Source organism: Methylobacterium sp. DB0501 (assembly GCF_011043735.1).
GTDB lineage: Bacteria > Pseudomonadota > Alphaproteobacteria > Rhizobiales > Beijerinckiaceae > Methylobacterium > Methylobacterium alsaeris.
Window position 1 is genome coordinate 271,864 of the sequence record NZ_JAAKGV010000008.1, and the last position, 21,901, is coordinate 293,764.

At 70.5% G+C, this 21,901-nt stretch carries 28 protein-coding genes and 1 pseudogene; 12 read left to right on the plus strand and 17 right to left on the minus strand.

The window, feature by feature from the left end; all coding sequences use genetic code 11:
- Nucleotides 1-14: 14 nt before the first annotated feature.
- The 9 genes from G4G93_RS14370 to G4G93_RS14410 are packed head-to-tail and all read right to left on the minus strand — an operon-like array spanning nucleotide 15 to nucleotide 3,115.
- Nucleotides 15-317 carry a hypothetical protein gene (locus tag G4G93_RS14370; protein ID WP_099955987.1) on the minus strand — a complete coding sequence of 101 codons (303 nt, stop codon included), beginning with the start codon at nucleotides 315-317 and terminating at the stop codon, nucleotides 15-17.
- Nucleotides 314-787, minus strand: a complete 474-nt coding sequence (locus tag G4G93_RS14375) for a hypothetical protein (protein WP_099955988.1) — start codon at nucleotides 785-787, stop codon at nucleotides 314-316. Before G4G93_RS14375 ends, G4G93_RS14370 begins: the two co-directional genes overlap by 4 nt.
- 10 nt (nucleotides 788-797) lie before the next feature.
- Nucleotides 798-1,229, minus strand: coding sequence for a hypothetical protein (locus G4G93_RS14380; protein ID WP_099955989.1), 432 nt, complete (start codon nucleotides 1,227-1,229; stop codon nucleotides 798-800).
- On the minus strand, nucleotides 1,226-1,540 hold the full coding sequence (locus tag G4G93_RS14385) for a hypothetical protein (protein WP_099955990.1): 315 nt from the start codon (nucleotides 1,538-1,540) through the stop codon (nucleotides 1,226-1,228). The genes G4G93_RS14380 and G4G93_RS14385 overlap by 4 nt, the downstream gene beginning before the upstream one ends.
- A complete protein-coding gene (locus tag G4G93_RS14390; RefSeq protein WP_099955991.1) occupies nucleotides 1,537-1,857 on the minus strand; it encodes a hypothetical protein in 321 nt (106 codons plus the stop codon). The genes G4G93_RS14385 and G4G93_RS14390 overlap by 4 nt, the downstream gene beginning before the upstream one ends.
- Entirely contained in the window at nucleotides 1,850-2,164 is a 315-nt protein-coding gene (locus G4G93_RS14395; RefSeq protein WP_099955992.1) for a hypothetical protein, read from the minus strand. Before G4G93_RS14395 ends, G4G93_RS14390 begins: the two co-directional genes overlap by 8 nt.
- Nucleotides 2,161-2,385: a hypothetical protein gene (locus tag G4G93_RS14400; RefSeq protein ID WP_099955993.1), complete on the minus strand. Its 225-nt coding sequence runs from the start codon at nucleotides 2,383-2,385 to the stop codon at nucleotides 2,161-2,163. The genes G4G93_RS14395 and G4G93_RS14400 overlap by 4 nt, the downstream gene beginning before the upstream one ends.
- On the minus strand, nucleotides 2,382-2,840 hold the full coding sequence (locus tag G4G93_RS14405; RefSeq protein ID WP_099955994.1) for a hypothetical protein: 459 nt from the start codon (nucleotides 2,838-2,840) through the stop codon (nucleotides 2,382-2,384). Before G4G93_RS14405 ends, G4G93_RS14400 begins: the two co-directional genes overlap by 4 nt.
- Nucleotides 2,837-3,115 (minus strand): helix-turn-helix domain-containing protein, encoded by a 279-nt coding sequence (locus G4G93_RS14410; RefSeq protein WP_099955995.1) that lies wholly within the window; start codon nucleotides 3,113-3,115, stop codon nucleotides 2,837-2,839. Before G4G93_RS14410 ends, G4G93_RS14405 begins: the two co-directional genes overlap by 4 nt.
- A 266-nt stretch (nucleotides 3,116-3,381) precedes the next feature.
- Here G4G93_RS14410 and G4G93_RS14415 point away from each other — a divergent pair, with 266 nt between their 5' ends.
- Both G4G93_RS14415 and G4G93_RS14420 read left to right on the plus strand, forming a co-directional pair.
- A complete protein-coding gene (locus G4G93_RS14415) occupies nucleotides 3,382-3,798 on the plus strand; it encodes a hypothetical protein (protein ID WP_099955996.1) in 417 nt (138 codons plus the stop codon).
- Between the two features lie 47 nt (nucleotides 3,799-3,845).
- Nucleotides 3,846-4,418: a hypothetical protein gene (locus G4G93_RS14420; RefSeq protein WP_099955997.1), complete on the plus strand. Its 573-nt coding sequence runs from the start codon at nucleotides 3,846-3,848 to the stop codon at nucleotides 4,416-4,418.
- A gap of 137 nt (nucleotides 4,419-4,555) precedes the next feature.
- Here G4G93_RS14420 and G4G93_RS14425 read toward each other — a convergent pair whose 3' ends face one another.
- Both G4G93_RS14425 and G4G93_RS14430 read right to left on the minus strand, forming a co-directional pair.
- Nucleotides 4,556-4,867, minus strand: coding sequence for a hypothetical protein (locus G4G93_RS14425; protein WP_099955998.1), 312 nt, complete (start codon nucleotides 4,865-4,867; stop codon nucleotides 4,556-4,558).
- 290 nt (nucleotides 4,868-5,157) lie between these two features.
- Nucleotides 5,158-5,583: a hypothetical protein gene (locus G4G93_RS14430; RefSeq protein ID WP_099955999.1), complete on the minus strand. Its 426-nt coding sequence runs from the start codon at nucleotides 5,581-5,583 to the stop codon at nucleotides 5,158-5,160.
- A gap of 133 nt (nucleotides 5,584-5,716) precedes the next feature.
- Between G4G93_RS14430 and G4G93_RS14435 the strand changes: the two genes are divergently transcribed.
- Nucleotides 5,717-6,061 carry a hypothetical protein gene (locus G4G93_RS14435; RefSeq protein ID WP_236012929.1) on the plus strand — a complete coding sequence of 115 codons (345 nt, stop codon included), beginning with the start codon at nucleotides 5,717-5,719 and terminating at the stop codon, nucleotides 6,059-6,061.
- Between the two features lie 80 nt (nucleotides 6,062-6,141).
- Here G4G93_RS14435 and G4G93_RS14440 read toward each other — a convergent pair whose 3' ends face one another.
- A complete protein-coding gene (locus G4G93_RS14440) occupies nucleotides 6,142-7,635 on the minus strand; it encodes a PAS domain-containing protein (RefSeq protein WP_395411288.1) in 1,494 nt (497 codons plus the stop codon).
- Between G4G93_RS14440 and G4G93_RS14445 the strand changes: the two genes are divergently transcribed.
- On the plus strand, nucleotides 7,538-8,224 hold the full coding sequence (locus G4G93_RS14445; RefSeq protein WP_312891987.1) for a response regulator: 687 nt from the start codon (nucleotides 7,538-7,540) through the stop codon (nucleotides 8,222-8,224). The genes G4G93_RS14440 and G4G93_RS14445 overlap by 98 nt on opposite strands.
- A gap of 10 nt (nucleotides 8,225-8,234) precedes the next feature.
- Here the strand turns inward: G4G93_RS14445 and G4G93_RS14450 are convergent, their stop codons facing one another.
- Both G4G93_RS14450 and G4G93_RS14455 read right to left on the minus strand, forming a co-directional pair.
- Nucleotides 8,235-12,032: a CHASE domain-containing protein gene (locus G4G93_RS14450; RefSeq protein ID WP_164712498.1), complete on the minus strand. Its 3,798-nt coding sequence runs from the start codon at nucleotides 12,030-12,032 to the stop codon at nucleotides 8,235-8,237.
- 179 nt (nucleotides 12,033-12,211) lie between these two features.
- On the minus strand, nucleotides 12,212-12,634 hold the full coding sequence (locus tag G4G93_RS14455) for a response regulator (RefSeq protein ID WP_165085062.1): 423 nt from the start codon (nucleotides 12,632-12,634) through the stop codon (nucleotides 12,212-12,214).
- Between the two features lie 169 nt (nucleotides 12,635-12,803).
- Here G4G93_RS14455 and G4G93_RS14460 point away from each other — a divergent pair, with 169 nt between their 5' ends.
- The 3 genes from G4G93_RS14460 to G4G93_RS14470 all read left to right on the plus strand — a co-directional run bounded on the left by G4G93_RS14460 (nucleotide 12,804) and on the right by G4G93_RS14470 (nucleotide 14,676).
- Complete coding sequence (locus G4G93_RS14460) at nucleotides 12,804-13,484, plus strand: LuxR C-terminal-related transcriptional regulator (RefSeq protein WP_091891019.1); 681 nt, start codon at nucleotides 12,804-12,806, stop codon at nucleotides 13,482-13,484.
- A gap of 362 nt (nucleotides 13,485-13,846) precedes the next feature.
- Nucleotides 13,847-14,191 (plus strand): Hpt domain-containing protein, encoded by a 345-nt coding sequence (locus G4G93_RS14465; protein WP_091891016.1) that lies wholly within the window; start codon nucleotides 13,847-13,849, stop codon nucleotides 14,189-14,191.
- A 32-nt stretch (nucleotides 14,192-14,223) separates the two neighbouring features.
- Complete coding sequence (locus G4G93_RS14470) at nucleotides 14,224-14,676, plus strand: MucR family transcriptional regulator (RefSeq protein WP_099956004.1); 453 nt, start codon at nucleotides 14,224-14,226, stop codon at nucleotides 14,674-14,676.
- Between the two features lie 542 nt (nucleotides 14,677-15,218).
- Here G4G93_RS14470 and G4G93_RS14475 read toward each other — a convergent pair.
- Entirely contained in the window at nucleotides 15,219-15,692 is a 474-nt protein-coding gene (locus tag G4G93_RS14475; protein ID WP_099956005.1) for a YidB family protein, read from the minus strand.
- A gap of 189 nt (nucleotides 15,693-15,881) precedes the next feature.
- Here G4G93_RS14475 and G4G93_RS14480 point away from each other — a divergent pair, with 189 nt between their 5' ends.
- Nucleotides 15,882-16,205, plus strand: coding sequence for an ArsR/SmtB family transcription factor (locus G4G93_RS14480; protein ID WP_091891003.1), 324 nt, complete (start codon nucleotides 15,882-15,884; stop codon nucleotides 16,203-16,205).
- A gap of 6 nt (nucleotides 16,206-16,211) precedes the next feature.
- Here G4G93_RS14480 and G4G93_RS14485 read toward each other — a convergent pair whose 3' ends face one another.
- Both G4G93_RS14485 and G4G93_RS14490 read right to left on the minus strand, forming a co-directional pair.
- Nucleotides 16,212-17,528: an ATP-binding protein gene (locus tag G4G93_RS14485; protein ID WP_165085063.1), complete on the minus strand. Its 1,317-nt coding sequence runs from the start codon at nucleotides 17,526-17,528 to the stop codon at nucleotides 16,212-16,214.
- Nucleotides 17,525-18,187 carry a response regulator gene (locus G4G93_RS14490; protein WP_091890996.1) on the minus strand — a complete coding sequence of 221 codons (663 nt, stop codon included), beginning with the start codon at nucleotides 18,185-18,187 and terminating at the stop codon, nucleotides 17,525-17,527. Before G4G93_RS14490 ends, G4G93_RS14485 begins: the two co-directional genes overlap by 4 nt.
- Nucleotides 18,188-18,346: 159 nt before the next feature.
- Between G4G93_RS14490 and dsbD the strand changes: the two genes are divergently transcribed.
- From dsbD to G4G93_RS14510, 4 genes and pseudogenes are all read left to right on the plus strand, one after another.
- Nucleotides 18,347-20,029, plus strand: coding sequence for a protein-disulfide reductase DsbD (dsbD, locus tag G4G93_RS14495; RefSeq protein ID WP_244936642.1), 1,683 nt, complete (start codon nucleotides 18,347-18,349; stop codon nucleotides 20,027-20,029).
- Between the two features lie 40 nt (nucleotides 20,030-20,069).
- Entirely contained in the window at nucleotides 20,070-20,705 is a 636-nt protein-coding gene (locus G4G93_RS14500; RefSeq protein WP_099956006.1) for a DsbA family protein, read from the plus strand.
- A complete protein-coding gene (locus G4G93_RS14505) occupies nucleotides 20,705-21,553 on the plus strand; it encodes a L,D-transpeptidase (protein WP_099956007.1) in 849 nt (282 codons plus the stop codon). The genes G4G93_RS14500 and G4G93_RS14505 overlap by 1 nt, the downstream gene beginning before the upstream one ends.
- A 96-nt stretch (nucleotides 21,554-21,649) precedes the next feature.
- A pseudogene (locus tag G4G93_RS14510) lies at nucleotides 21,650-21,901 on the plus strand (IS30 family transposase); the annotation flags it as partial.

Below are 21,901 nucleotides of genomic sequence, written 5' to 3' on the forward strand. Positions count from 1 at the left end.
GTTGCGGGGAAGGTTCAGAAGGGAAGCTCGTCGGGGGCCCATTCGGGTTCCGACCTGCGTGGCGGGACGGGCTCGTCATCCGGCCGGCAGCGGCCGTTGAGGCAGTACCGGCGGATGGCGAAACGCCTGCCTTCGAGCTCTACGACTTGCGCGTACGGGACATCCGGCCGGATGCCGCCGGCCTCGTTGCAGCCGTCGCAGTCGTGCGCCACGCGGGCGACGAGCCGGCGCTCGGACAGGATGCGCAGGCCGGGCGGCGGGCCGTCGTCGTCGCGCTCAAGGCAGGTCCGGGCGTATTCGGCGTGCGACGTCGTCACCGGCGCCTCCCCTCGACCGAGATCCAATAGGCCTCCTCGGCGGCGAGGCGCTCGACGAGCTCGCGGGCCTGCTCGACCCATGGATGGCTGCCGCTGAGGTGGGGCTTGATCCGCGCCTGAAGGCCGGCGAGCCCCGCCGCGCGCAGGCCGGCGTGGCGCTGGATCTCGTTGCGTTCGATGGCACGGCCCATCTCGTCCTTAAGCTCTCGCCCGCGGGTGAGGCGCTCCAACCCGGCGAGAACCGCTTCCTCGACGTCGAGGTCGTCCCAGCATGCCGTGATGTGCGCCCGCCCGCCTGGAGGCGGAACCGGCTTGTCGGGTTCCGACCGGGACGGCGCGAGGCGGCGCCCATGGGAATGGAACGCCGCCGAGGGAAGCCGGGCCGGCGCCGGGGGCGGCGCGTAGGCCCGGGGCATCTCGGGCTCGGGCGCGGGCGGCGGGGAATCGGGGACGAGGCGCAGGTGCGACACGGGCGGGCTCCTAGAAGAGAGCGAGTTGGATGGGGGCGTTCGGGCGCGCCGGCGGTGAGGCACTGCGGCGAACCGGCTTGGCCGCCGCAGCGGGCGGGCGCCCGAGGTAGGCGTCGATCTCGGAGGGCGTCACGGTCCGGACCGTCCCACGGATGGCCTTGAACACCGCGGCTCGCTCGGAATGCAGTCCGCTGCCCAATCGCCGCGGGAAGCGGGCGATCTGAGTATGGATGTCGAGGGTCTTGCTCAGGGGGAACGGCCATAGGGCGGGCGCCACGTCGCCGTCGGGCATCGGGCCGGTGGCCAGGATGTAGCCGTCGACGTGGAAGCCCGCGATGATGGAAGCGGCGGCCTCGGTGCGCTCGTCCCCGTTTGCGTCGCGCTCGGAGACGAAGGCAGTGCGGGTCTCGCGCCCGCACTCCACGATAACGACGGCGCTCACGGTGCGGCTCCGTAGTCGAGCAGCGCGCGGACGCGGCCGCAGACGCGGGCCAGATCCTGGTCGTCCTCGATCTCAAGCTGCTGGGCGAATCCCGCGACGAGTTCCGGCGTGCCCGGCAGCGTGAGGACCTCATCGAGTTCCGCCAAGGCCTTCCATGCGGCGGCCGTGTCGCCGTCGGCCGGCACGATGGCGAATCCCTCGCGAGTGAGGCGGTCCATGATGGCCTGCGCGAGTTCGTGCGACGGGATGCGGCTCTCCTGCGCGGCGAGGACGCCGGCGATGTGGCTGACGGGCGGATGGCGAGAGGTCATGGGGTCCTCGGAGTGAGACGCGGAAGGCGGGCGGGATGGATGGCTGCCACCGGGGGCGTGTCCGGCGGCGGCCCGCGGCCGCTTCCGCGTTCGTGGTCCGCCAGGGCGTACGCGAGATCCTGGATGGCGAGACGCGAGGCGGAGGCGAGGTCGGCCTGGGCGCGGCGGATCGCGCTATCGAGCGACCGGACGCCGCCGCCTTCGATGGAGGCGGCGCGGACCACGGCCATCGCCAGGGAGAGCCTCTTGCGGAGCTCGGCGGCGTCGAGGGAGTTGAGGCCATCGACGAGGAGAGGGCGGGCGACCGGCCTAGGCATCGCCTTCCTCCGCGGGGAATCGATGCTGGACCTCAATCTCGTAGCGCTCGGCCGGGGTGTCGAGCACGTCCAGAAGCGCGACCGCGGTGGGGTCGTCGTCCAGGAGCAATCCCGGACCCTCATCGTCGTCGATCCATTCGACGACGACGTTGCCGAACGGGAAGAACTCGAACCGAGGCCGCGGGCGACCTGAGACGTCTTCGCCTGGCACGATGTCGTATGTGACCTCGACATTGCCGACGTAGCGGATGCCTTCGATCTCGACGTCGAACTCGCGCTCGGTCTGGTACTGGTCGAAGATGCTCACGGATACGTCCTCCCGCCGCCGACGCCCGGGTACGTGGCGCAGATCCAGCACAGCGTCGGCATCTCGGGATGCGCCCTCAAGACCACGCGGTCCTCGATGTCGTGCTCCTCGGCGCAGCCGCGACAGAGGAACGTCGTCATGGCGTGCAGGGCATCCTCGGCAGCCTGCTCTTCCGCCCGCTGCCGGGAATCGAAGTCGAAGTCGCGGTCGCGCCGGCTCATGCCGCGGCCCTCGCCGCCCTGGCCCGGGCCATCCCCTCGCGGGTCGCCCTGGCGCGCTCTCCCGCCGGCAGCACGGGCGACTGCTCGACGCCCCGCTCCCGAAGCAGGCGATAGATCACCGCGATGCTCAGGCCGGTCGCCTCAGCCGCCCGGCAGACGCCCATGCGCTGGATGGCCTCGTAGGCGGCGGCATCTTGCTCGGGCGTCGTCGCACGGCGCGTGCTGCGGGCGGTGGTGTCACCGGCCCGGGCACGGATGAGCCGGCGGCCCTGGACCGCCATGTGCTCCAGGCTCCAACGACCGATCCAGCCCCACCTTTCCATCACGGCTTCCCAGCCATGATGGGAATCCCAAAGGCGTGCGACTTGCTCGGGGGACGGGCGGACGCGGACTTTGCCTTCCAGGTCGTCCGCGACGGCGTGGCAGTCATCGATGCGGTGGCTGCGGCGGCTCATGAGAAGATCCTTTCCGCCCTGACGAGGACCTCGCCGTCGGCACCGACGAGCTCGACGGGCTCCGGCGGCCGCGGCCCCTCGACGTAGACCCGGCGCACGTGGACGCCGAGCGCCTCGGCGAGCGCCCCCGTCACCGACCGCCGCCCTCGGCGCACGTCCGACAGGTGCTGCGGCGACAGGCCGACGCTCTCGGCGAGCGCCTGAGCGCTGCCCGCGTCTCGGACACGACTTTCCAGCCGCGCCAGGACGGCGCGTTCTTCCACGTATTGAGTCACTGCTTGTCCCCACCCGGCCGCGAATCCGCGGATCTGCGGGGGTATTTTACACTCGCCGTTTCCCGCGCAAGGGCCGAAATCGCGAATTGCTGCGCTGCAGCATCGATTTGTACGGTTTTGGGAAGCTAAGTCGAGTTAGGTATCTTTTGGGGCGCCCCACGACATCTTGAGAAAGTCAAAAAAAGTCGGCTTCCGGGCATTGCGGCTTTCCGGGCCGAGGGGGAGAATCAGACTGTCCGCAGATCGGCGGACAGGAGGAGGGGCGCATGGGAGAGACCGGACTATGGAGCGTGGAGATGCGGGGGGGCGTTTTTGGCCGCCTCCGCCGCGTCGAGCGCCTCGCAGCCCTGCCGCCCGAGGAAACCGTCGTCGCGACACGGGACGGCCACGCCGTCATCCGTGGCGGCGCCCTCGTCAGCGTGTCCGAGCAGGAGGCCGAGGACCTGGTCGATCCTACCGGCGCCCCGGAGCGCCGGTACCGCGCGGCCGTCGTCGCCGCGGGCTGGCCCGACGAGCTCAAGCGAATCGTGGCCGAGCCCGGCCACGATTGGCAGGCCGACGGCGCCTACCCGACTGACGACGACGGCCTAGCGCATGTTGTCTGCGAGCGCGTCCAAGGCCGGTTCGCGTGGGTCCGCAACGTCACCTACGCCGAGGCCCGAGAGCTCGGCGTCACCCGCTAGTCCCTTTCCGCCCCACCCCGCAGCATCCCCACAGTCAGGAGACCGTCATGCTCAAGTTCCTCGCCAGCGTCGCCCGCTTCGCCCTCGCCGCCATCACGCTCGTCCCCCGCCTCGTCTGGGAGGGCGGCCGCTGGATCATGCGCGAAGTCGTCGCCGGCGGTGCCGGTGGCGGCGCGGCCGCCGCGCAGGCCCAAGCCGCGGCGGAGATCTCAGCCGCGGCGCAGGAAGTCGCCGCCGCCAAGGCCGCCCCGGCAAAGGCGAAGGATTCCTCGCCCGTCGGCACGCCCGACTGGGAGTGGGGCACCGCCGCCCTGCACGTCCTCGCCGGTGACCGCGACGCCGGAAAGGGCATCCTCGATCAGGCCGCCATCTCCTACCTGGAGAAGCTGACGCCGGACGAGGGCCTTCGCCTCGCGGCCTTCCCGCCGGACCGCATCGGCCGCCACCTGACGGGGTACAACCCCATCCGGTCGCTCCCGCAGGCCGGCAGCCCGCACGCGTACTGGGGCGCCGAGATCAAGCGGCTCGTGGCCGAGACCGAGCGGGCGGCGGTTCCGCTCCTCCGTGTGGACGAGAACGCGGGCCTCGAAGAAGCCCGCAAGGCGGCGTTCGCTCGCTGACGCTGCCGCCCAAACGCGAAGCCCGCCCCGGTCATCCCTAGGCGGGCTTATTTATGCCCGGGGCCAGAATAGGGCGTCCGGGGGCTTGATGTTTGCCGCGGCATGCTACGGCATGCTGCGCTAATGCCATGGTGGCATCACGCGGCGGAGGCGCGCTCCGCAATGCGGCGGCGCAGCAGGGCGACCTGCGCGGCGGCGGCAAGGTCCCGGGCCTCGCGATGGGCGTCGGCCTCGGCCTGGCGGGCGGCGTCCTGCCGGGCCCGGGCGACGGTCAGGCGGGCGGCGCGGGCCTGGGCCGCGATGGCGCGGTAGTCCTCGGCCAGCATGGCGTCCCGCTCCCGGCGGATCGCCCGGTCCCGGACGAGGGCCGCGCCGAGGCCCATGGCAAGCCCCTGCATGGCGCCGTCGAAGGCGCCAGCGACGTCATGGGCGTTGCGGTGATACGACATGGCGGGCCTCCTCGGAGCGGTGTGCCTGCCTGACATCGCAGCTCTCGAATCCTTCGCCAAGAGTCCCGCGCCAAGAGGCTGTGGTCTCGGTGAAAAACCTCCTGGCCCGAAGGGGGAAACGTGCTCTCGGGGTGCCTTCTCTCCTGGCAGTAGCGCTTCCGTTACTTCTTCGTACGTGATGCCCGGGCAGGCGAGGCGCACGGAACGGGGGAGCCGCGAACGGCACGGCGCCGGGCATGAAAAAGGCCGCCCGGGATGGGGCGGCCTCGAAGGCAGTGCGTCGGTGACGCCTATGCCGGCGGTGGCTTGGCCGGGCGGAGCAGGCGGGCCGTGAGGGCGCGAGAGGCAAGCGGACGCTCCCACTCGCAGTGCTCGACGAGGTACCGCATCCCCTCGGCAAAAATGGGTTCGACGCGGACGGCGATGCCCGAAAGCTCCTCGCCGTCCCGCATCCGTTCGTAGACCCGGCGTTGGCGGAGGATCGACCTCAGGCCCTGCGCGATGGCGGCGTCAAGCTCCGCGGCCCGCTTTGCCTTGTCGCGGGCGCGCTGGGCGCGCGCCTTGGCGTTCTCCTGGGACCGCTTGAGGCGCGTCGCCGGAGAGGCGAGCCGGGCCGGCGCCTCCTCGGGCGCTTCCGGATAGGGGCCGGGCGCGAATCCGGCCAACTGGTCGGCGAAGGCAGCGGCCCAGCGGGTGCGTTCAGTTTCGGTCTGCATGCCGGCATGGTGCCCGCACGTCACGCATGGGACCAGGAGCGACGTGACGTGCGGGGGGGGCCGTTGCGTGCGCCCCGGCGACCGTGGCCCATGGCACGTCTCTCCTGAAGCGCGCGGCGCGCGCCGGATCGGCTTGGCCTACCTCTCGGTCGGCGGCGGGGCTCTGGACCTTCTCGCGCATGCCCTGATCGGCTACGGCCTGCTCCAGATGCTGGTCCTGGCCCGGCTCTCGCCGTGGATCGCGAGGGCCGGCGCCGTGCCGGGCCTGTGGGCCTTCAGCTTCGGCGCGAACGCTTTGGCCACGGCCCCGACTTGCCTGGTCGCCCAAGGCGATGCCGGAGCGCTCGCCGTCCTCGCCCCGGCGCTGTTCCAGGCCGCGAACGGCCTCGTCCTCGGCCTCGCAGCCATGACCTTGGCGCTGCTGGTCCGGGGCCGGATGTTTGTGGCACCGGTGACGGCCAGCCGGGCACGGACGTGACCGCGTCCCCCGGCATGCCATCAACGAACCCGACGACCTCCGCCAAGCAGTTGTCGAGTGCCTTTACCAGGCAGGACGGCTCAGACGAGAGAACCCGTCACGTTGGTGGGAGGGACACAGTCTGGCAGGGGCGCCTCCAACAGGAACGCGATGCCGCGCGGGTGATACTCGATCCTGGCGGTGCCTCCCATCTCCGTCGCGAGCGCCCGTTCGATCAGGCGCGTCCCGAACCCGGTGCGCGATGGCGCGACCACCGAGGGGCCTCCGACCTCCTCCCAGCGCAGCTGCAGCCGCGGCGAGGTCGATGCGTCCCGGACCTCCCAGTCCACCACGACGCGGCCACCTTCGTTGGAGAGGGCTCCGTACTTGACGGCGTTGGTCGCCAGTTCGTGGAACGCCATCGTGAAGGCGAGCGTCAGGCGCGGGTCCAGCCAGACCAGTGGGCCGTTGACCAGGAAGCGCTGCCTCGCGTCGTCGCGGAAGGCATGCAGGGCCTCAGCGACGACCTCGCTCAGGGTCGTCCCGGCCCAACTCTCGCGGGTCAGGACGTTGTCGGCCGCCGCCAGGGACTTGATCCGAGCGACCAGGGTCTCCTGCGCATCCTCCAGCGAGGAGGCGTTGCGCAGGGTCTGGAGCGCCACTGACTGCACCGTCGCCATCGAGTTCTTGACCCGGTGGGTGAGCTCGTCTGCCAGGAGCGCCCGATGCTCCTCAGACCGCTTGCGGTCGGTGATGTCGAGGGACACGCAAACCATGCTGAGCGGCGTGCCGTCCGGAGCGTAGAAGGGCTGGCCGCGCAGCTCGACCCAGCGCACCTCGCCGGAGGGCATGTTCACCCGGTACTCGACCTCGTAGTCCGCCTTGTCCGCCACGGACGCCGCCAGGGTCGTCTGCATGCGCTCGATGTCGTCCGGGTGGATCATCGCGAGCAGGTCGGCGTACTGGAACGTCTCGTCGGCCCGTCGGCCGAAGATGGCCTTGCAGCCGTCCGATGCGACGGTGTAGCCGCTCTGCAGGTCAACGGTGCAGGTGCCCATCCGGCCAGCCTTGAGGACGAACCTCAGGCGTTGCTCACTGTCGCTCAATGCGGCGGTCCGGCGCTCGAAGGCGGCCTCCAACGCGTCGCGGTCCTGCTGCAGTCGCACCAGGCGTTCGCGCTCCAAGGTCACGTCGAACTGCGAAGCGAAGAAGAACGTCAGGTCGCCGTCCCGGTCGAACACCGGCGAGACAAGCAACCGGTTCCAGAACGTCTCCCTGTCCTTCTTGTAGTTCAAGAGGTCGATCTCGATGGACTCCCGCCTCGCGATGGCCGCACCGACCTTGGCGACGTCCGCCATATCCGTCGCCGGGCCCTGCAGGAAGCGGCAGTTCCGGCCGACGATCTCGTCGTAGGCGTAACCAGTCAGCCGGCAGAAGGCGTCGTTGACGAAGACGATGGGGTTGTCGGGCTGGCCGGGGTCAGTGATCACCATCGGCATGCGCGTCGCGCGCACCGCGGACACGAACGGGTCCGTGCTCGCGCCTGTCCGAGCGAACTCCGCCTCGAACCGCCTGCGCTCCATCACGTCCGTCACCGGTCCAACCCTCTCCCGCAATTGCCTGGCGGTACGTCCTCACCACCGACCCGGCACGACCCTATCACAGGTCAAGCTTCGCTCGCACTACGCAGTCCCGCCCGAGCGGTCCCAGGCAATGGAGCCTTCTTCCCCGATCACGACTTATCGCTGCATATGCGAGTCCGTTTCCCATCCCGAGCCCTGCGCCCTGGTCGTCGACGATGACGGCCTCATCCGCATGGATGCTATGGACATCCTGCAGGATGCCGGCTTCCGGACCTTCGAGGCGAGCGACGGCGACAAGGCCATGACGCTCCTCGCCCGGGAGCATGCCGTCATCGTCCTGCTCTTCACCGACGTGCAGATGCCGGGAACGCGCAACGGCTTCGCCGTCGCACGCGAGACCGCCAGCCGGTGGCCGCACATCGCCATCGTTGTCGCGTCCGGCCACGTGCGGCCGGAGCCGGGAGAGATGCCGGAGGTCGCCCGCTTCATCGGGAAGCCCTTCACCTCCGACATGGTTCACGACCACCTCCGGGACATCTTGCCGGACGGACGCAAGCCGGCGCCGCTGCGCAATCGGGAACAGGCGGGAAGCGCTCCCTGACGGCCGGGGCTCATGCCCGCCCGCAGACCAGCCGCGGGCCCGTCGGGACATCCAGGTCTGCCGCCATGCGTTCGGCCGCCCTCGCGGCTCGTTCGGCGAGGCGACGCACGCTCGCGAGCTGAGCCACGAACGACGGGAGCCCCTCGGACACCACCCGCGCCTCTCCGAACGTTTCCAGCCCATGGCAAGCCTTGGCCAGTTCGGAGAAGCCGACCATGCCCGCGGCGGACGCCAGCGAATGGGCTCGGAGCCGAAGGCGTGACCGGTCGTCCTCCTTACCGCCATCACCTTCGAAGCTGGTGTCCAGTTCCTCCGCCAGCAACACTAGCACCTCGCGAAGGCGGGTCGGCGACAGGAAGCGGCACACCTCGCGGTAGGCGTTCTCGTCGAACTCGACGGGAGACGACGGCCGGTGGGGCACCTCGGCGGGCACCGTTTCCTGCGGCAGCCACCGCTCGACCGTCGCGTAGAGCTTCTCCGGGTCGAACGGCTTGCCGACATGATCGTCCATGCCGGCGTCGCGGAAGGCGGAAACCTGTTCCGGCAGCACGTTCGCCGTCATGGCGATCACGGGAAGCCGCGACACGGGCCCGGGGAGCGCCCGGATGCGACGGGTCGCCGTCATCCCGTCCATGCCCGGCATCTGCACGTCCATCAGCACCAGGTCGAAGACCCGCTCCCGAACCGCTTCGACCGCCGCCTGTCCGTCCCCGACCGTCTCGACGACGTGCCCGGCCGCCCTGAGAACCGCGCGAGCGAGTTCCTGGTTGATGGCGGAATCGTCGACCAGCAGCAGGCGGCCCGTCCGGCGCGGCGTGGCCGCGACGACGGAAGGCTCGGCCTCGGCCGGAGCGCAAGTCCGCGGCATGCGCACGGTGAACCAGAAGGTGGAGCCGCCCCCGTCGATCGAGGAGACGCCGATCTCGCCGCCCATGAGTTCCACGAGGTGTCGGCAGATGGCCAGTCCGAGCCCGGTGCCGCCGAAGTCGCGCTGGATCGAGCCGTCGACCTGGCTGAAGCGCTGGAACAGCCGGTTCTGCTTGTCCTTCGGGATACCGATGCCAGTGTCGACGACGCGGAAGCGCAGGCGCTCCCCGCCCGAGAAGCCGCCTTCGGGCGCGACGTCGAGCGTGATCGAGCCGGCCGCCGTGAACTTCACCGCGTTGTTGAGCAGGTTGAACAGCACCTGCCGCAAGCGATTCTCGTCCCCCTTGACCCAACGCGGCAGGGCCGGATCCATCCGCAGTCTGAACTCCAGCCCCTTGGCGTCGGCGGGGCCCCGAACGATGGAGACGCAGTTGTCGACCATGGCGAGCAGCGGGAACGGCGCCTCGACCAGGTCGACCGCGCCGGCCTCGACCTTGGAGAAGTCGAGGATGTCGTTGACGACCGTCAACAGGGCGTTGCCGGACGAACGCACGAGTTCGGCCTGGCGGCGGTTGCCCGGGTCAAGCCGGCCCGAGGCCAGCATCAGGTCGGTGAAGCCGATGACCGCGTTGAGCGGGGTACGGATCTCGTGGCTCATCGAGGCCAGGAAGTCGGTCTTGGCCCGGTTCGCCCGCTCGGCCTCGGCGCGCGCCGCCTCCGCCACCGCCTTCGCGTCCGACAGGGCGATCTCGGCTACCTTGCGGGCGGTGGTGTCCAGCGTCAGGCCGATCACCCGGGCCGTCCGGCCGAAGGCGTCCGCCTCGACGCGGCCGATGGCGGTGATCCAGCGCATGCCTCCGTCCGCCAGCGGCACCCGGAACTCGGTGGTGTAGCCGCCACCGGTCTCGATGGCGCCTGCGAGGTCGGCGAGGACCCGCGGGACGTCGTCGGGATGGGCCATCGGCTTCCACTCCCGCTCGACGTCGAGCTCGATCTCCCGTTCCGGCAGCCCGTGCTGGCGGGCGCACTCCGCCGAGAAGCGCACCCGACCGGTGGCGACCTCGTAGTTCCAGGTACCGGCCTGGGCGGCCTTCATCTCGGCCTCATGCCGGTAGCGTTCGCTCAGGTCGAGGGCGATGCCGAGGAAGCCCAGGTCGGCCCCGTCCCCGGTGCGAAGGAGGGTGACGTTTAGCAGCACCGGCAGGCGCTCGCCGCCCTTCGTCACGTAGGTCCACTCCCCGGGATCGGGCTGCCCGCGGCGGGCCTTGGCGACGAACACCTCGAAGCCCGGCTCGACGGCCCACCCCAATTCGCGCGACAGGACGCCGGCCCGTCGCCCGACTTCCACCGGATCGTGGAACACCGCCGGCGTCGCCTTGCCCACCAGCTCGTCGGCGGCGTAGCCCAGCATCCGCTCGGCGGCCGGGTTGAACAGGGTGATGGTCCCCTGCAGGTCGGTGGCGATGACCGCGTAGCCGGCATGGTCCAGGATCGCCTTCTGCAACGCGGAGCCGGCCCTTAGCGCCTCCGTCCGTTCCGCGACTTGCCGTTCGAGGGAGGCGTTGGCCGCGCGGATGCGCTCCTCCGCGGCCGCTTGCTCGGAGATGTCGCGGATGACCGTGGCGATGCCTGCGACCGAACCGTTCGGCGCGCGGATCGGGGAGGCGGTCACCTGCACCGGGAAGATCGTGCCGTCCTTGCGCATCCTAAGGGTCGAGAATGGCGGCACCGCCTCGCCGCGGCGAATGCGCAGCAGGACGTCGCGTTCCTGCGCCCAGAGGCTCCCGGGGACGATGAAGTCCTCCGCTCTACGCCCCGTGGCCTCGGCAGCCGTATGACCGAAGAGCCGCTCCGCCCCGGGGTTCCAGTCGGCGACGACGCCGTCGAGGGACTTGCCGACAATGGCGTCGTCGGCGTTCTCGACGATAGCCGCCAGTCGCGCTTTCTCGACGGCGGCGAGCACCTCGCGGCGTCGGCCGAGCAGGCGTAGGTAGACCAGCCCGGCGAGAAGCAGCGAACCGACGAGGACGACGATGGCCACGGTCGTCGGCCGGACGAGGTTAAGCCCCTCGACGAAGGCGGACCGCGCTGCGACGTCAACGTCCCAGGTCCGGCCGAAGACAGACAGCCGCCGGGTCGACGTCAGGCCGCCGGCCGGCGGTTCGGCCGCGTCCCGGCCGGCATAGAACGGCGTGACGGTGTCGGGGGTGACGTCCCGGATGGCGACGTCGAGATCCCCCGCATCGAGGTCGAGACCGGTCAGGATCTCGTCGATGATCAGCGGCGCGTAGGTCCATCCCAGCGTCGCGGCGCGGCGCGCATCCGGGGTGTCCGCAGGCATGAAGGGGCGCAGCACCGGCAGGAACAGGAGGAATCCCCGCTCTCTCAGGCCGGTCGCTTGCACCAGGGTCACCGGAGCGGTCAGCGTCGCAGCGCCCGTCTCCATCGCCTGGAGCGCCGCACCGCGCCGATGCGCCTCGGAGGCGACGTCGAGGCCGACGGCCTCTCGGTTGGCCGTCATCGGCTCGACGTACTGGATCACCCAGCGCTCGCCGTCGTGCGGCGTGAGTTGGCGGATGCGGAAGTCCGGGGCGCCATCGCGGCGCGCCGCCGCCGAGAACGCCGCTTCGTCCATGGCGGGCACGCGACGGATGAAGCCGAAGCCGCGGGCGCCCGGGAACTCTCTTTCCGGATTCCGACTGTCGGCATAACGTCGGAAGCCGTCGCGCGTGATGCCGGTGTCGCCAGCCGCCACTACTGCGCCGCGCGCGCCCCGAACGCCATACTCGTAGCGGGCCATGCGTCCCTCGACGAGCGACGCGACGCGGGTCGCCACGGCCTGGAAGCGTTCAGCGGCCGAGTGAGCGTTCCGGGCCTGCGTCCACTGGGCGGCCGCGAGCGCGGCGACGAAGCCAAGGACGACGACCGCCAGCGCGGCCACGCATGGCGCAGGGCACCCCGACCGGCCGCCGAACGTCGAGCCCCGGCCTCCCGAGGTTTTCCCCGTGCCGCCTGTGTTCATCACGCCCTTCGCCATGGTCCCGTTCCCCCTTCCAAAGTCTGCGCCGGTACGGACGCGCGGTAGGCCCGCGCTTGTCGCCATCCGGGCAAGACTGGTCTTCAGTCAGTCTCCGGGCGCGGCGACCGCGTCCCCGCGATGAGGCTCACCACGCCGCCGCGCGTCACCGCCCGCATCAGGACCGCGAGACGTCCGACCTCGTAAGGCTTCTCAAGGAAGCACGACCCCGGAACCATGTGCCGAGCCTCGATGGCCCGCCCCGAAAGATAGACTACCGGCAAGCGGGGGCGCATCGACCGCGCCTCGGTTGCAAGGAACAGCCCATCGACGGAGCCAGGCATGTGCACGTCGGTGACCAGTGCGTCGAGCCGCTCGCCGAAGGCCACGTATTCCAGCGCGGTGATGCCGTTCGAGCAGGTCACGGCCTGGTAGCCCGCAGCCTCCAGCTCGGCGGCCACGACCCGCATCGCGATGGGGTCATCCTCGGCAACTACCACCACGGGGCGCCTGACTGGTTCGTGCATGGAGCGCTCCCCGTCCGATGGCGCGACGACGCGCCCGATCCACACGAAAACGCTACGCCGCGACAGGGTTTGGGAACCACTAGGCTTCACGGGCATGATCCGAAGCCAGAATAGTCCACCTGGACTATCGTCGCCGTCGCGAGGCCCGCGGAATTCGGACTGGACGCCCATGACCAGCATCACCGGTAAGGCCGTCGTCGCCGACGACGACCCGTTCTTCCGCATCGCGCTCACCAGCATCCTGCGGGACCAGCTCGGTATCTCGGAGGTGCAGCAGGTCGGCTCCCTGGACGAGGCGCTAGAGGCCTTGGCCGAGAAGCAGGACGTCCGCTTCGCCCTGTTCGACCTCGCCATGCCCGGCATGGAGAGCCCGGCCAGCCTGTCCGCCGTGCGGGAGTGCTTCCCGGAGGTCCTTACCGTCGTTGTGTCGGGCTCGACCGAGCGGGAGGACGTCTTCCTCGCTCTCAAGGCTGGCGTGCATGGCTTCGTTCCAAAGGGCTCCGACGTCGAGTCGCTGATCCGAGCTCTGCGCATGGTAGTCGACGGCTTCGTCTACGTGCCGGCCTTCGTCACGCGGGTGCCCGGTGGCGCGTCCGGGGCGCCGACCCCGACGGCATGGCGCGAGGCCGCGGCGGACCCAACCGCGGCCCTGACACCCCGCCAGCGCCAGGTGCTCGACCTGATCGTGGCCGGGCAGTCGAACAAGGAGATCGCGCGGTCGCTGTCGCTCGGCGAGGGCACGGTCAAGATCCACGTCGCCGCCCTGCTAAAGGCGCTCGGCGTCCCGAACCGGTCGGCGGCCGCGGCCTGGGGCGGGGCGAACCTCGCCCGCCCCCGCGCCACCCCCTAGGCCACCCGGTCTATCGGGGCTGCCGGGGCAGTCCGGCAGGCCGAGATGACGCCCATGACGGGCCGTGGCCTAACGGGACATCCCATTCAGGCACGACCGACATGACGCACCTCCTGATCCCTCCAGCCCTCGCGGCGGCTGCCTTCGGCGTCGGCCTCGGCTTACGCCCCATCCAGGCCCCGCTTCCAGGTAACTTGCCAACGCTGGTTGTCATGTCCGCCCTTCGGCGTGGAAGCCATCCCGGGGCGCACCATCGACCATCCCGCCATGCCCGCGGCAGGCTCGACGCAGGCGGTGCGAGTAGTTCTTGCATCGCCTTTCGCCGGGCGTTGAACGCGAAACCGTACCGACGCGAGGACCCAATGCCGGACACGCCAGCCGACCTCAATCCACAGACCCACCGGCAGGTGGCCAAGCTGTTGGGACCGGCGCAGGCGGCCGAGATGATGGCCCTGCTCAGGGAGACACTGGTCCGGCTCGGTGACATGCCCGAGCAGGAGTTCGCCGGGCCATCCGGCCTGGCCCTGGTCCACCGCCTCAAGTCGGAATCCGGCCTCATGGGCTTCGACCGGCTCGCTCAGGCCTGCGAGGCGGTCGACACCGCCGGCGCCCGTGGCGCCGTCCCGCCGCAAGACCTGCGAAGCCTGCGAGTAGCTATCGCCTCGGCGCTGGCCACGGCCGACGCGCTCGGCGAGGCCGAGCCCTAATATCCCGCTTCCCCCAACCGAGGTCACCCCCAATGCGCAAAGCCGAACGTCGCGTCCTAGCGGACGCGGTCGCGTTGTCGTGCCGTATCGTGTCGGCCTACGTCGCGGGCAACGCCGTGCCGCCGGCACAGGTGCCTGCCGTGATCGCGGACGTATACGCGGCCCTCCACGGTCGACGCCAAGCCGCTCCCGAGCCGACCGCGCCACGGTTGCTGTCGTCGGCCCAGGTCCGGGCCTCCCTCGGCCCCGGCGGCATCCTGAGCTTCGAGACCGGCAAGCGCTACGCCTCGCTCCGGCGGCACCTGGGCAGTCTCGGCCTCAGCCCTGACGCCTACCGGCTGAAGTGGGGCCTGCCGCCGGACTACCCGATGGTGTGCCCGTCCTATTCGGCGCTGCGCGCGGACATCGCCCGGAGCAACGGTCTCGGTCGCGCCGGCGTCCCACCGGACGGCCTGGAAATGAGCGGTCGGGCCGCCGCAGGGTGAGCCTCGACCCCGGCGTCAGCGTCGATCGCCAGCGTGAGCTGCCCGTCCTGACGGAAGGACAGCGCCAGCGTAACAAGGTCGGAAGCGACCGCATCGAAGCCGATGCAGCAGGCTCCCGGGACCAGACGCCGGCAGCGCCGCAGCGCTATGGACACTACGTTCAGGTCGCGCCCAGGCATCAGCGTTCGGCTGTCACTCATCGGGCGATCCTGAAAAGGGACGCTCCGTTTCCAACCAACGCGAGGCGAAAAGCTGGCAGTCGGGTCCATCTCCGGCATGGACGACGGGCATGCTCCGAATTGCGCGAATGCAGCCTTCAAACGTCAGGACCTTAACCGCCACGTGGCGGTCCGTACGACCAGGCCTCCTGGAAACGGTTCCGGTACCTGAACCTTTCCACGCCATGAAGAGGCAGCAGGCCGTCCATGGCGGCCAAGGAACGCATCCGCCCGCGGGATGTCACAACGCCGGCTGGAGACCTCGAACGCCTCGGTAACGGGGCGCTGCAGCCATGGACCGTCGAGGTTCGGGGGACCGCTAGCCTAGGCAGGCATCCGACCGTCTGGAGTGTAGCGGTCGACGGCTTGGGGCAGCTCCCGCGACAGGCGGGAGAGAAGCTCCTCGCGGGACAGGCCGGTGCGCTGGGTCAGGGTTGTGAGGACTTCCGGCCCGATGGCCTGCTCGAGTTGCTGAGGCGGAAGCTCCTGATTAGGCCCCTGGGCGACCCAGGACTGCGCGGCCGCCCCGTGGCCGGCCTGCTGAAAGCGCTGGAGCACCTCGCCCAAGCCGCTGTTCAGGAAGCCGCCGGGCGCCTCGCCGCGCCGGTCGCCCAACAGGCCGCCGAGAAGCCCTCCAAGGCCACTGCCCGTACCGCCGGTCGTCTGGCCGGGGCCGGCGGGCGCGGGCGCGGCTTGCCCGGCACCGCCCAGCATCTCGGCGATCTTGTCCCGGTTCTGGTAGCCGGCCAGGGCCAGGAGGCCGAGCAGCGCCGTCATCGAAGGGTAGCCGTCACTCATGGGTCGTCTCCGGCTTACGACGGATAGGCGGTGGCCATCCGCCGATGGGGTCAGGTCGGAAAACGCGCCTAGGCGCCGATGCGATGCATCCCCCGATGGTCTGCGGCTCGGGAGAAGACAGCTGCATGCAGTGACATTATATTAGGAGGACCTAAATAAGCTGGATCTGCCATTTAGGGACACGAACCGATGTACGCCGTCACGTCGACCGACCTAATGCGGCTTCAGGACAAGGTCACCGACGCGGCCCGCCTGCTCCGCCTCCTCGCCAACGAGAAGCGGTTGCTGATCCTGTGCCTACTGGTCGCCCGCGGCGAGATGGACGTGACCAGCCTCGCGCGAGAGGTCGAGCTCAGCCAGTCGGCCCTGTCGCAGCACCTCGCCAAGCTGCGCGAGGACGGGTTGGTCGCCTTCCGACGCGAGAGCCAGACGATCCACTATCGGCTGGAGGACCCTAGGGCCGCGCGGGTGCTGGCGACCCTCAAGGATATCTTCTGCCCGGAACTCGGCTGATCGGTCTCAGCTCGGGAGGATCTCGGCCTCGAGCCCCGGGCGATCCGTCCGGTTGCGCAGCCGCAGGCTGAGGCCACTCCGGCGGGACGCCATCTCGGCGATGGCGAGGCCGAGGCCGCTACCCGTCGCGCTCTTGTGGCACCCTCGGAAGAACCGTGTCGTGACGTGGGGCAGTTCGTCCTCCGGAATGCCCGGCCCCTCGTCGCGGACGACGATGCCCCCGCCATCCGGCCGGGCGACCCACGCCACCGTGCCTGTCTCCATGTGCTGCACGGCGTTCTCGTGCAGGTTCCGGACGGCGAGGCGCAGGCCTTCCGGGTCGGCCAGCAGCGTATAGCCCCGTAGCCCCGGATCGATCTGGGTCCGGACCCCGGGTGGCATCCGCATGCCTTCAACGGTTTCCGTTACCAGCGCGCCGACGTCGACCTCAGCCAGGGAAGGCGCCTCCCCCGCGGCGTCGAGCCGGGCGGCGTCGAGCAACTGGCGGACGAGGCGCGTGGTCCGGTCGACGGCCGCCACGATCTGGCGCAAGGCTGCCTTCGCCACGTCCGGGTCGGTGGCGGCCATGGCGACCTGCGCCTGAACCTTGAGGCCAGCGAGCGGGGTGCGCAGCTCGTGCGCGGCGAACGCCGTCACCTCCTGTTCGTGCCGACGGGCCGATTCGACCTTGAGGAACAGCCCGTCGAGGGCGTCGGCCAGGGGGCGGACCTCGGCGAGCGCGCGGCTCGCGTCGATGGCGCTCATGTCGTCCGCGTCGCGACCTGCGAGGTCGCGCGCCATCAGCCGCAACGGTCGCAGGCCGCGCCCGAGGCTCGCCCAGATCAGCATCCCCAACAGCGGCACCACGAGCAGCACGGGCGTGACCAAGCCCATGATGAGGTCGTTGACGAGGCGCTCGCGCAGGCCGAGGCGGTCGCCGACCATCACGCGAACGCCTTTGCCGGCGTCCTCCACCGTGAAGACACGCCAAGTCTCGCCGTCGACCTCGCGCTGCGAGAAGCCGGCGGGCGCATCCGTCAGGCGCCGCTCCGGGGCCCCGGTCGACCGCGCGACCATGCGCCCGTCGAGCGACCAGATCTGACATGAGAGCTGCCGCTCGTAGGCGGTCTGCGCCGGGATGGTGCGGATAGCCCCGTCCGGTCCCGGGCCGCCGACCGCGCCCACCAGGGAACTGACCATGCGGGCTGCTTCCTGCAGGCGGTTGTCGAGGACCTGCTCCACCTCGCGCTTTGAGCCAAAGTAGATCCAGGCGACCGCGCTGAGCCAGATCAGGCCGGTGGCGAGCAGCAGGATGGCGAACAGCCTGGCGCGGAGCGACCTCATGTCAGGGCCCTCATGCGGTAGCCGAGGCCGCGCACCGTTTCGATGGCGTGTCGGCCGATCTTGGCGCGCAGGTTGTGCATGTGAACCTCGACGGCATTGCTCTCGACCTCTTCCTGCCAGCCGTAGAGGCGCTCCTCCAACTCCGCTTTCGAGCGAAGCACGTCAGGTCGTTCCATGAGGGCCGCCAGAACCATAACCTCGCGCCGGGAGACGGCGACCGGCACACCGTCGACGGTGACGGCGAGGCTGCCGGGATCGAGCCGGATGGCGCCGTGTTCCAGGATCGCCGCGGCCCGCCCCGAAGCCCGCCGGACGACGGCGCGGATGCGGGCGGAGAGCTCGTCGAGGTCGAAAGGCTTGCCGAGATAGTCGTCGGCGCCCCCGTCGAGCCCGGCGATCCGGTCGGCCACGGCGTCCCGGGCCGTCAGCAGGACGACCGGCGTCCGGTCGTTCCGGCGGCGAAGCCCCCGCAACACGTCGAGGCCAGAGCCATCGGGCAGCATCAGGTCGAGCACGATGGCCGAGAACGCGCTCGTGGCGAGCGCCGCCTCGGCGTCGGCGCAGGTCGCGACGCAATCGACCGTCGCCCCGGCCAAGCCCAAACCAGCCCGGAGCCCGTCCGACAGGATGGTGTCGTCCTCGACGACGAGGATGCGCATGCGTGTCTCCCTTCACCGCCTCCATCCTCCGGGCCCCGCTTAAGCCTGGCTTAAGCTGCGTTTCCGATCCGCGTCGGGCCGATCCGAGCCCGGACCCCACCTATGCCGAACGTGTTCACCCACCTTGTCCTCGCTGCCCTGCTCTGAACCGGCTCCTCGCTGTGGTCGCCGGGGCAGTGCCGCGAGCCCGGTGCGAGGCCGACGCCCTTCACCGTCGATGTCACCCGTGACCCCGACCTCTCGCTGCGCCTGCGATGGACCATCGCCCCCGGCACCTACCTCTACCGTGACAAGATCGCCGCCTCCGACGGAAGCGGCAGGGAGCTGCCCGTCGGCACCCAGCCCGGCGAGACCAAGGACGACCCCAACTTCGGGCCGACGGAAGTCTATCACGGCGCGACGGAGGCCATCGTTCCAGGTGCGGCTCTCGCGGGGCTGCGCGAGGTGCGCGTCACCTATCAGGGCTGTGCCGAGAAGGGCATCTGCTACCCGCCGATCAGCAAGGTCATCGAGGTCCCCGCGGGAGGTCCACAGGCGACCGCCGAGACGCCGGCCACTGGCGCGCAGACCGAGCCCGAGAGCGGCCTGCTCTCGGGCCAACTCGCGGGCGTCCTGGCGACCTTCCTCGGGCTCGGCCTGCTCCTGGCCTTCACCCCGTGCGTGCTCCCGATGGTCCCGGTGCTGGCCGGCATGCTGGCCCGGTCCGGGGAGCGGCTCTCGGCCGGGCGCGGCTTCGTCCTGTCCGGCACCTACGTGTTCGCGATGGCGCTAGCCTACGGGACGCTTGGCGTGGCGGCGGCATGGTCCGGGCGCAACCTCCAGGTCGCGCTCCAGACTCCCACTGCGCTCGGACTGCTCGCCGCGGCCTTCGCCTCCCTGGCCTTGTCGATGTTCGGCGTGTTCGACCTGGCGCTGCCGTCCGGTGCCGCCGGCCGCCTGTCGCGACTGAGCGTAGGCAGGCTTGGCGCGCTTGGTGGCGCCTCCGTCATGGGGTTCACCTCCGCCCTGATCGTCGGGCCCTGCGTGACGCCGCCGCTCGCCGCGGCACTCCTCTATGTCGCCCAGACCGGAGACGTGGTGCGGGGTGCCGCCGTCCTGTTCGCGCTCGGCCTCGGCATGGGCCTGCCGCTGATCGCGTTCGGGACGTTCGGGGCAGGGATCCTGCCGAAGTCAGGCCCATGGCTCGTCGTCGCCAAGCAGGCCTTCGGGGTGGTCTTCCTCGCGTTGGCCATCACCATGGTCTCGCGCCTCGTGCCGTCCGAGGTCTCCCTCGTGCTTTGGGGCGCGCTGGCGATCGACATCGGCGTGTTCGTCGGGGCGTTCGACGTCGTCACGGCGGGCGCCGCGGGCCGGCTGGGCAAGGGCGCTGGTATCGTTGCCGTAACCTACGGCTGCGCCCTCGTCGTCGGCGCCGCGAGCGGCGGGACCGACCCGCTCCGGCCGCTCGCCGGACTCGGCCGGACGCAGGCAGCCCACGTCGAGGAAGGCCGGACTGTCTCCTTCGTCCCGGCTTTCGAGGCCGCCCTCGCGGCGGCCCGTGCCGCGGGCAAGCCGGTGCTCGTCGAGTTCGCCGCCGACTGGTGCACCGTCTGCAAGACGAACGAACGGACGGTCCTGGCCGATGCCGACGTCCGAGCGAGGCTGAGGGCCGTCTCGGTGATCCGCGCCGACGTCACCCGCGACGACGACGCCACACGCGCCCTGATGCGGCGCTTCGAGGTCGTCGGACCGCCAACCCTCATCCTGATGCGACCCAACGGCGCCGAGGTCCGCGAGGCCCGCACCGAGGGCGAATTCACGGTCGATGACCTGAAGCGTCGTCTCGCCCTCGTCGGCGCCTGAGCCACCCCCTTTCGACAAATTAAGTTTCACGGAGACCACGATGGACCGCAGGACCCTGCTCGCCCTTCTGCCCGCCGCCGCGCTTGCGCCCGCCCTGCTCTCGCTGGCGCCGCCGACCGAGGAAGCCTTCGCCCAGGGCGTCGACCCCAACGCGATCTTCAACGACCCGCAGGCGCCGGTCTCCGGTAACCCGAAGGGCGACCTGACCATCGTCGCGTTCCTCGATTACAACTGCCCCTTCTGCAAGAAGGCCGAGCCCGACCTTCTCCGGCTGGTGAAGACGGACGGGCGCATCCGCCTCGTCCACAAGGACTGGCCGATCCTCGGGGACGCCTCCGTCTACGGCGCCCAGTTCGCCCTCGCGGCGCGCTACCAGGGGCGCTACGAGACCGTCCACGCGGCCCTGATGGGCATTCCGGGCCGCGGCATCACCAAGGAACGGATGCGGGAGGCGGTCGAGGCCTCCGGCGTCGACATGACCCGGCTGGAGCGGGACCGCATGGCACTTGCCGGCGAGATCGCGGGCTTGCTCCAGCGCAATCTCGACCAAGCCGACGCCCTCGGCCTGCAGGGAACCCCGGTCTTCCTAATCGGCCAGCTAAAGGTCGCGGCGGCGCTCGATTTCGACGGTTTCAGGCAGGCGGTCGTCCAGGCCCGCGCGCGAGGACGCTCGTGATGCCGCGGCCCCTCCGCCTTCCGACGGTGATCGCCCTCGCCTCGGCGCTCGGCGCCTGCTCGACCTCGCAGGGGGCGCCGGCCTCCGTCGCGGTGGCCCGGCAGCAGATCGCCCCGGAGGTCTTGCGCCGGTACGCCGCCGTCACGGACGAACCCTTCCCGGTCGAGGCGGTCGACCCGCGTGACCTCAAGGCGCGCAACGTCCGCCAGTTGGTCGACTTCCCGTCGAAGGAGCCGCCCGGCACCCTCGTCGTCGATCCATACAAGCGCTCTCTCTACCCCGTCATGGAGGGCGGCAAGGCGATGCGCTACGCGGTCGGGGTGGGCAAGGCCGGATTCGAGTTCACCGGCGAGGCGACCGTCGCCCGCAAGGCTTCCTGGCCGCGATGGGCGCCGACCCCCGACATGCTCCGGCGTGATCCGGAGCGGAACGGGCGCTGGGCCGGCGGCATGCCGGGCGGCGACAGGAACCCGCTCGGGGCCCGGGCGCTCTACCTGTTCAAGGACGGCAAGGACACGCTGTACCGCATCCACGGCACGACGGAGCCCTGGAGCATTGGCGAGGCGGTGTCCTCGGGATGCATCCGCATGCTGAACCAGGACGTGATCGACCTGCACCGGCGCGTCCCCACCGGCACGAAGGTGGTGGTGCTCGGGTCCCGGGGCACCGTCCACGCCGCACGGCCAACAGCGCCGGAGCCGACGGGCAGCCTCGGGAACAGCGCATCCGCCGGACTGACGCCGGACGACGGCCTCGATCATGCGGGGCTCGACGACCTTTCGCGCAACGCGTCGGAAGCACCCGAGCCTCCGGCCTACGACAGGGAGGCGGACGATGACGGTCTTTAGGAGCCTGATGATCGCGGTCGTTCTTGCGACCCTGGGCTTAGGAGCGGCTGGTGGATTCAAGTGGTCGTCGCAACGGCTTGGCGGAGGGCGGTTGTGATGGCAGGTCGGCGACGTTCGGATCGATGCCTTCGGGAGAAGCTGCAGTCACCGGGTCGTCCCGGGGTCGGTCGACGCGAGACGCGGCGGGAGTTCTGGGCGTTCATCGCCCAAGGTCTTTCGAGCGAGGACGCAGCGATGAAGGTCGGGATCTCGCCACCGCTCGGCTCGCGGTGGTTCCGGACGGCAGGCGGGATGGCGCCCACCCATCTATCGCCGTCATCCAAGCTTCCTTCGGCGCGCTATCTGTCG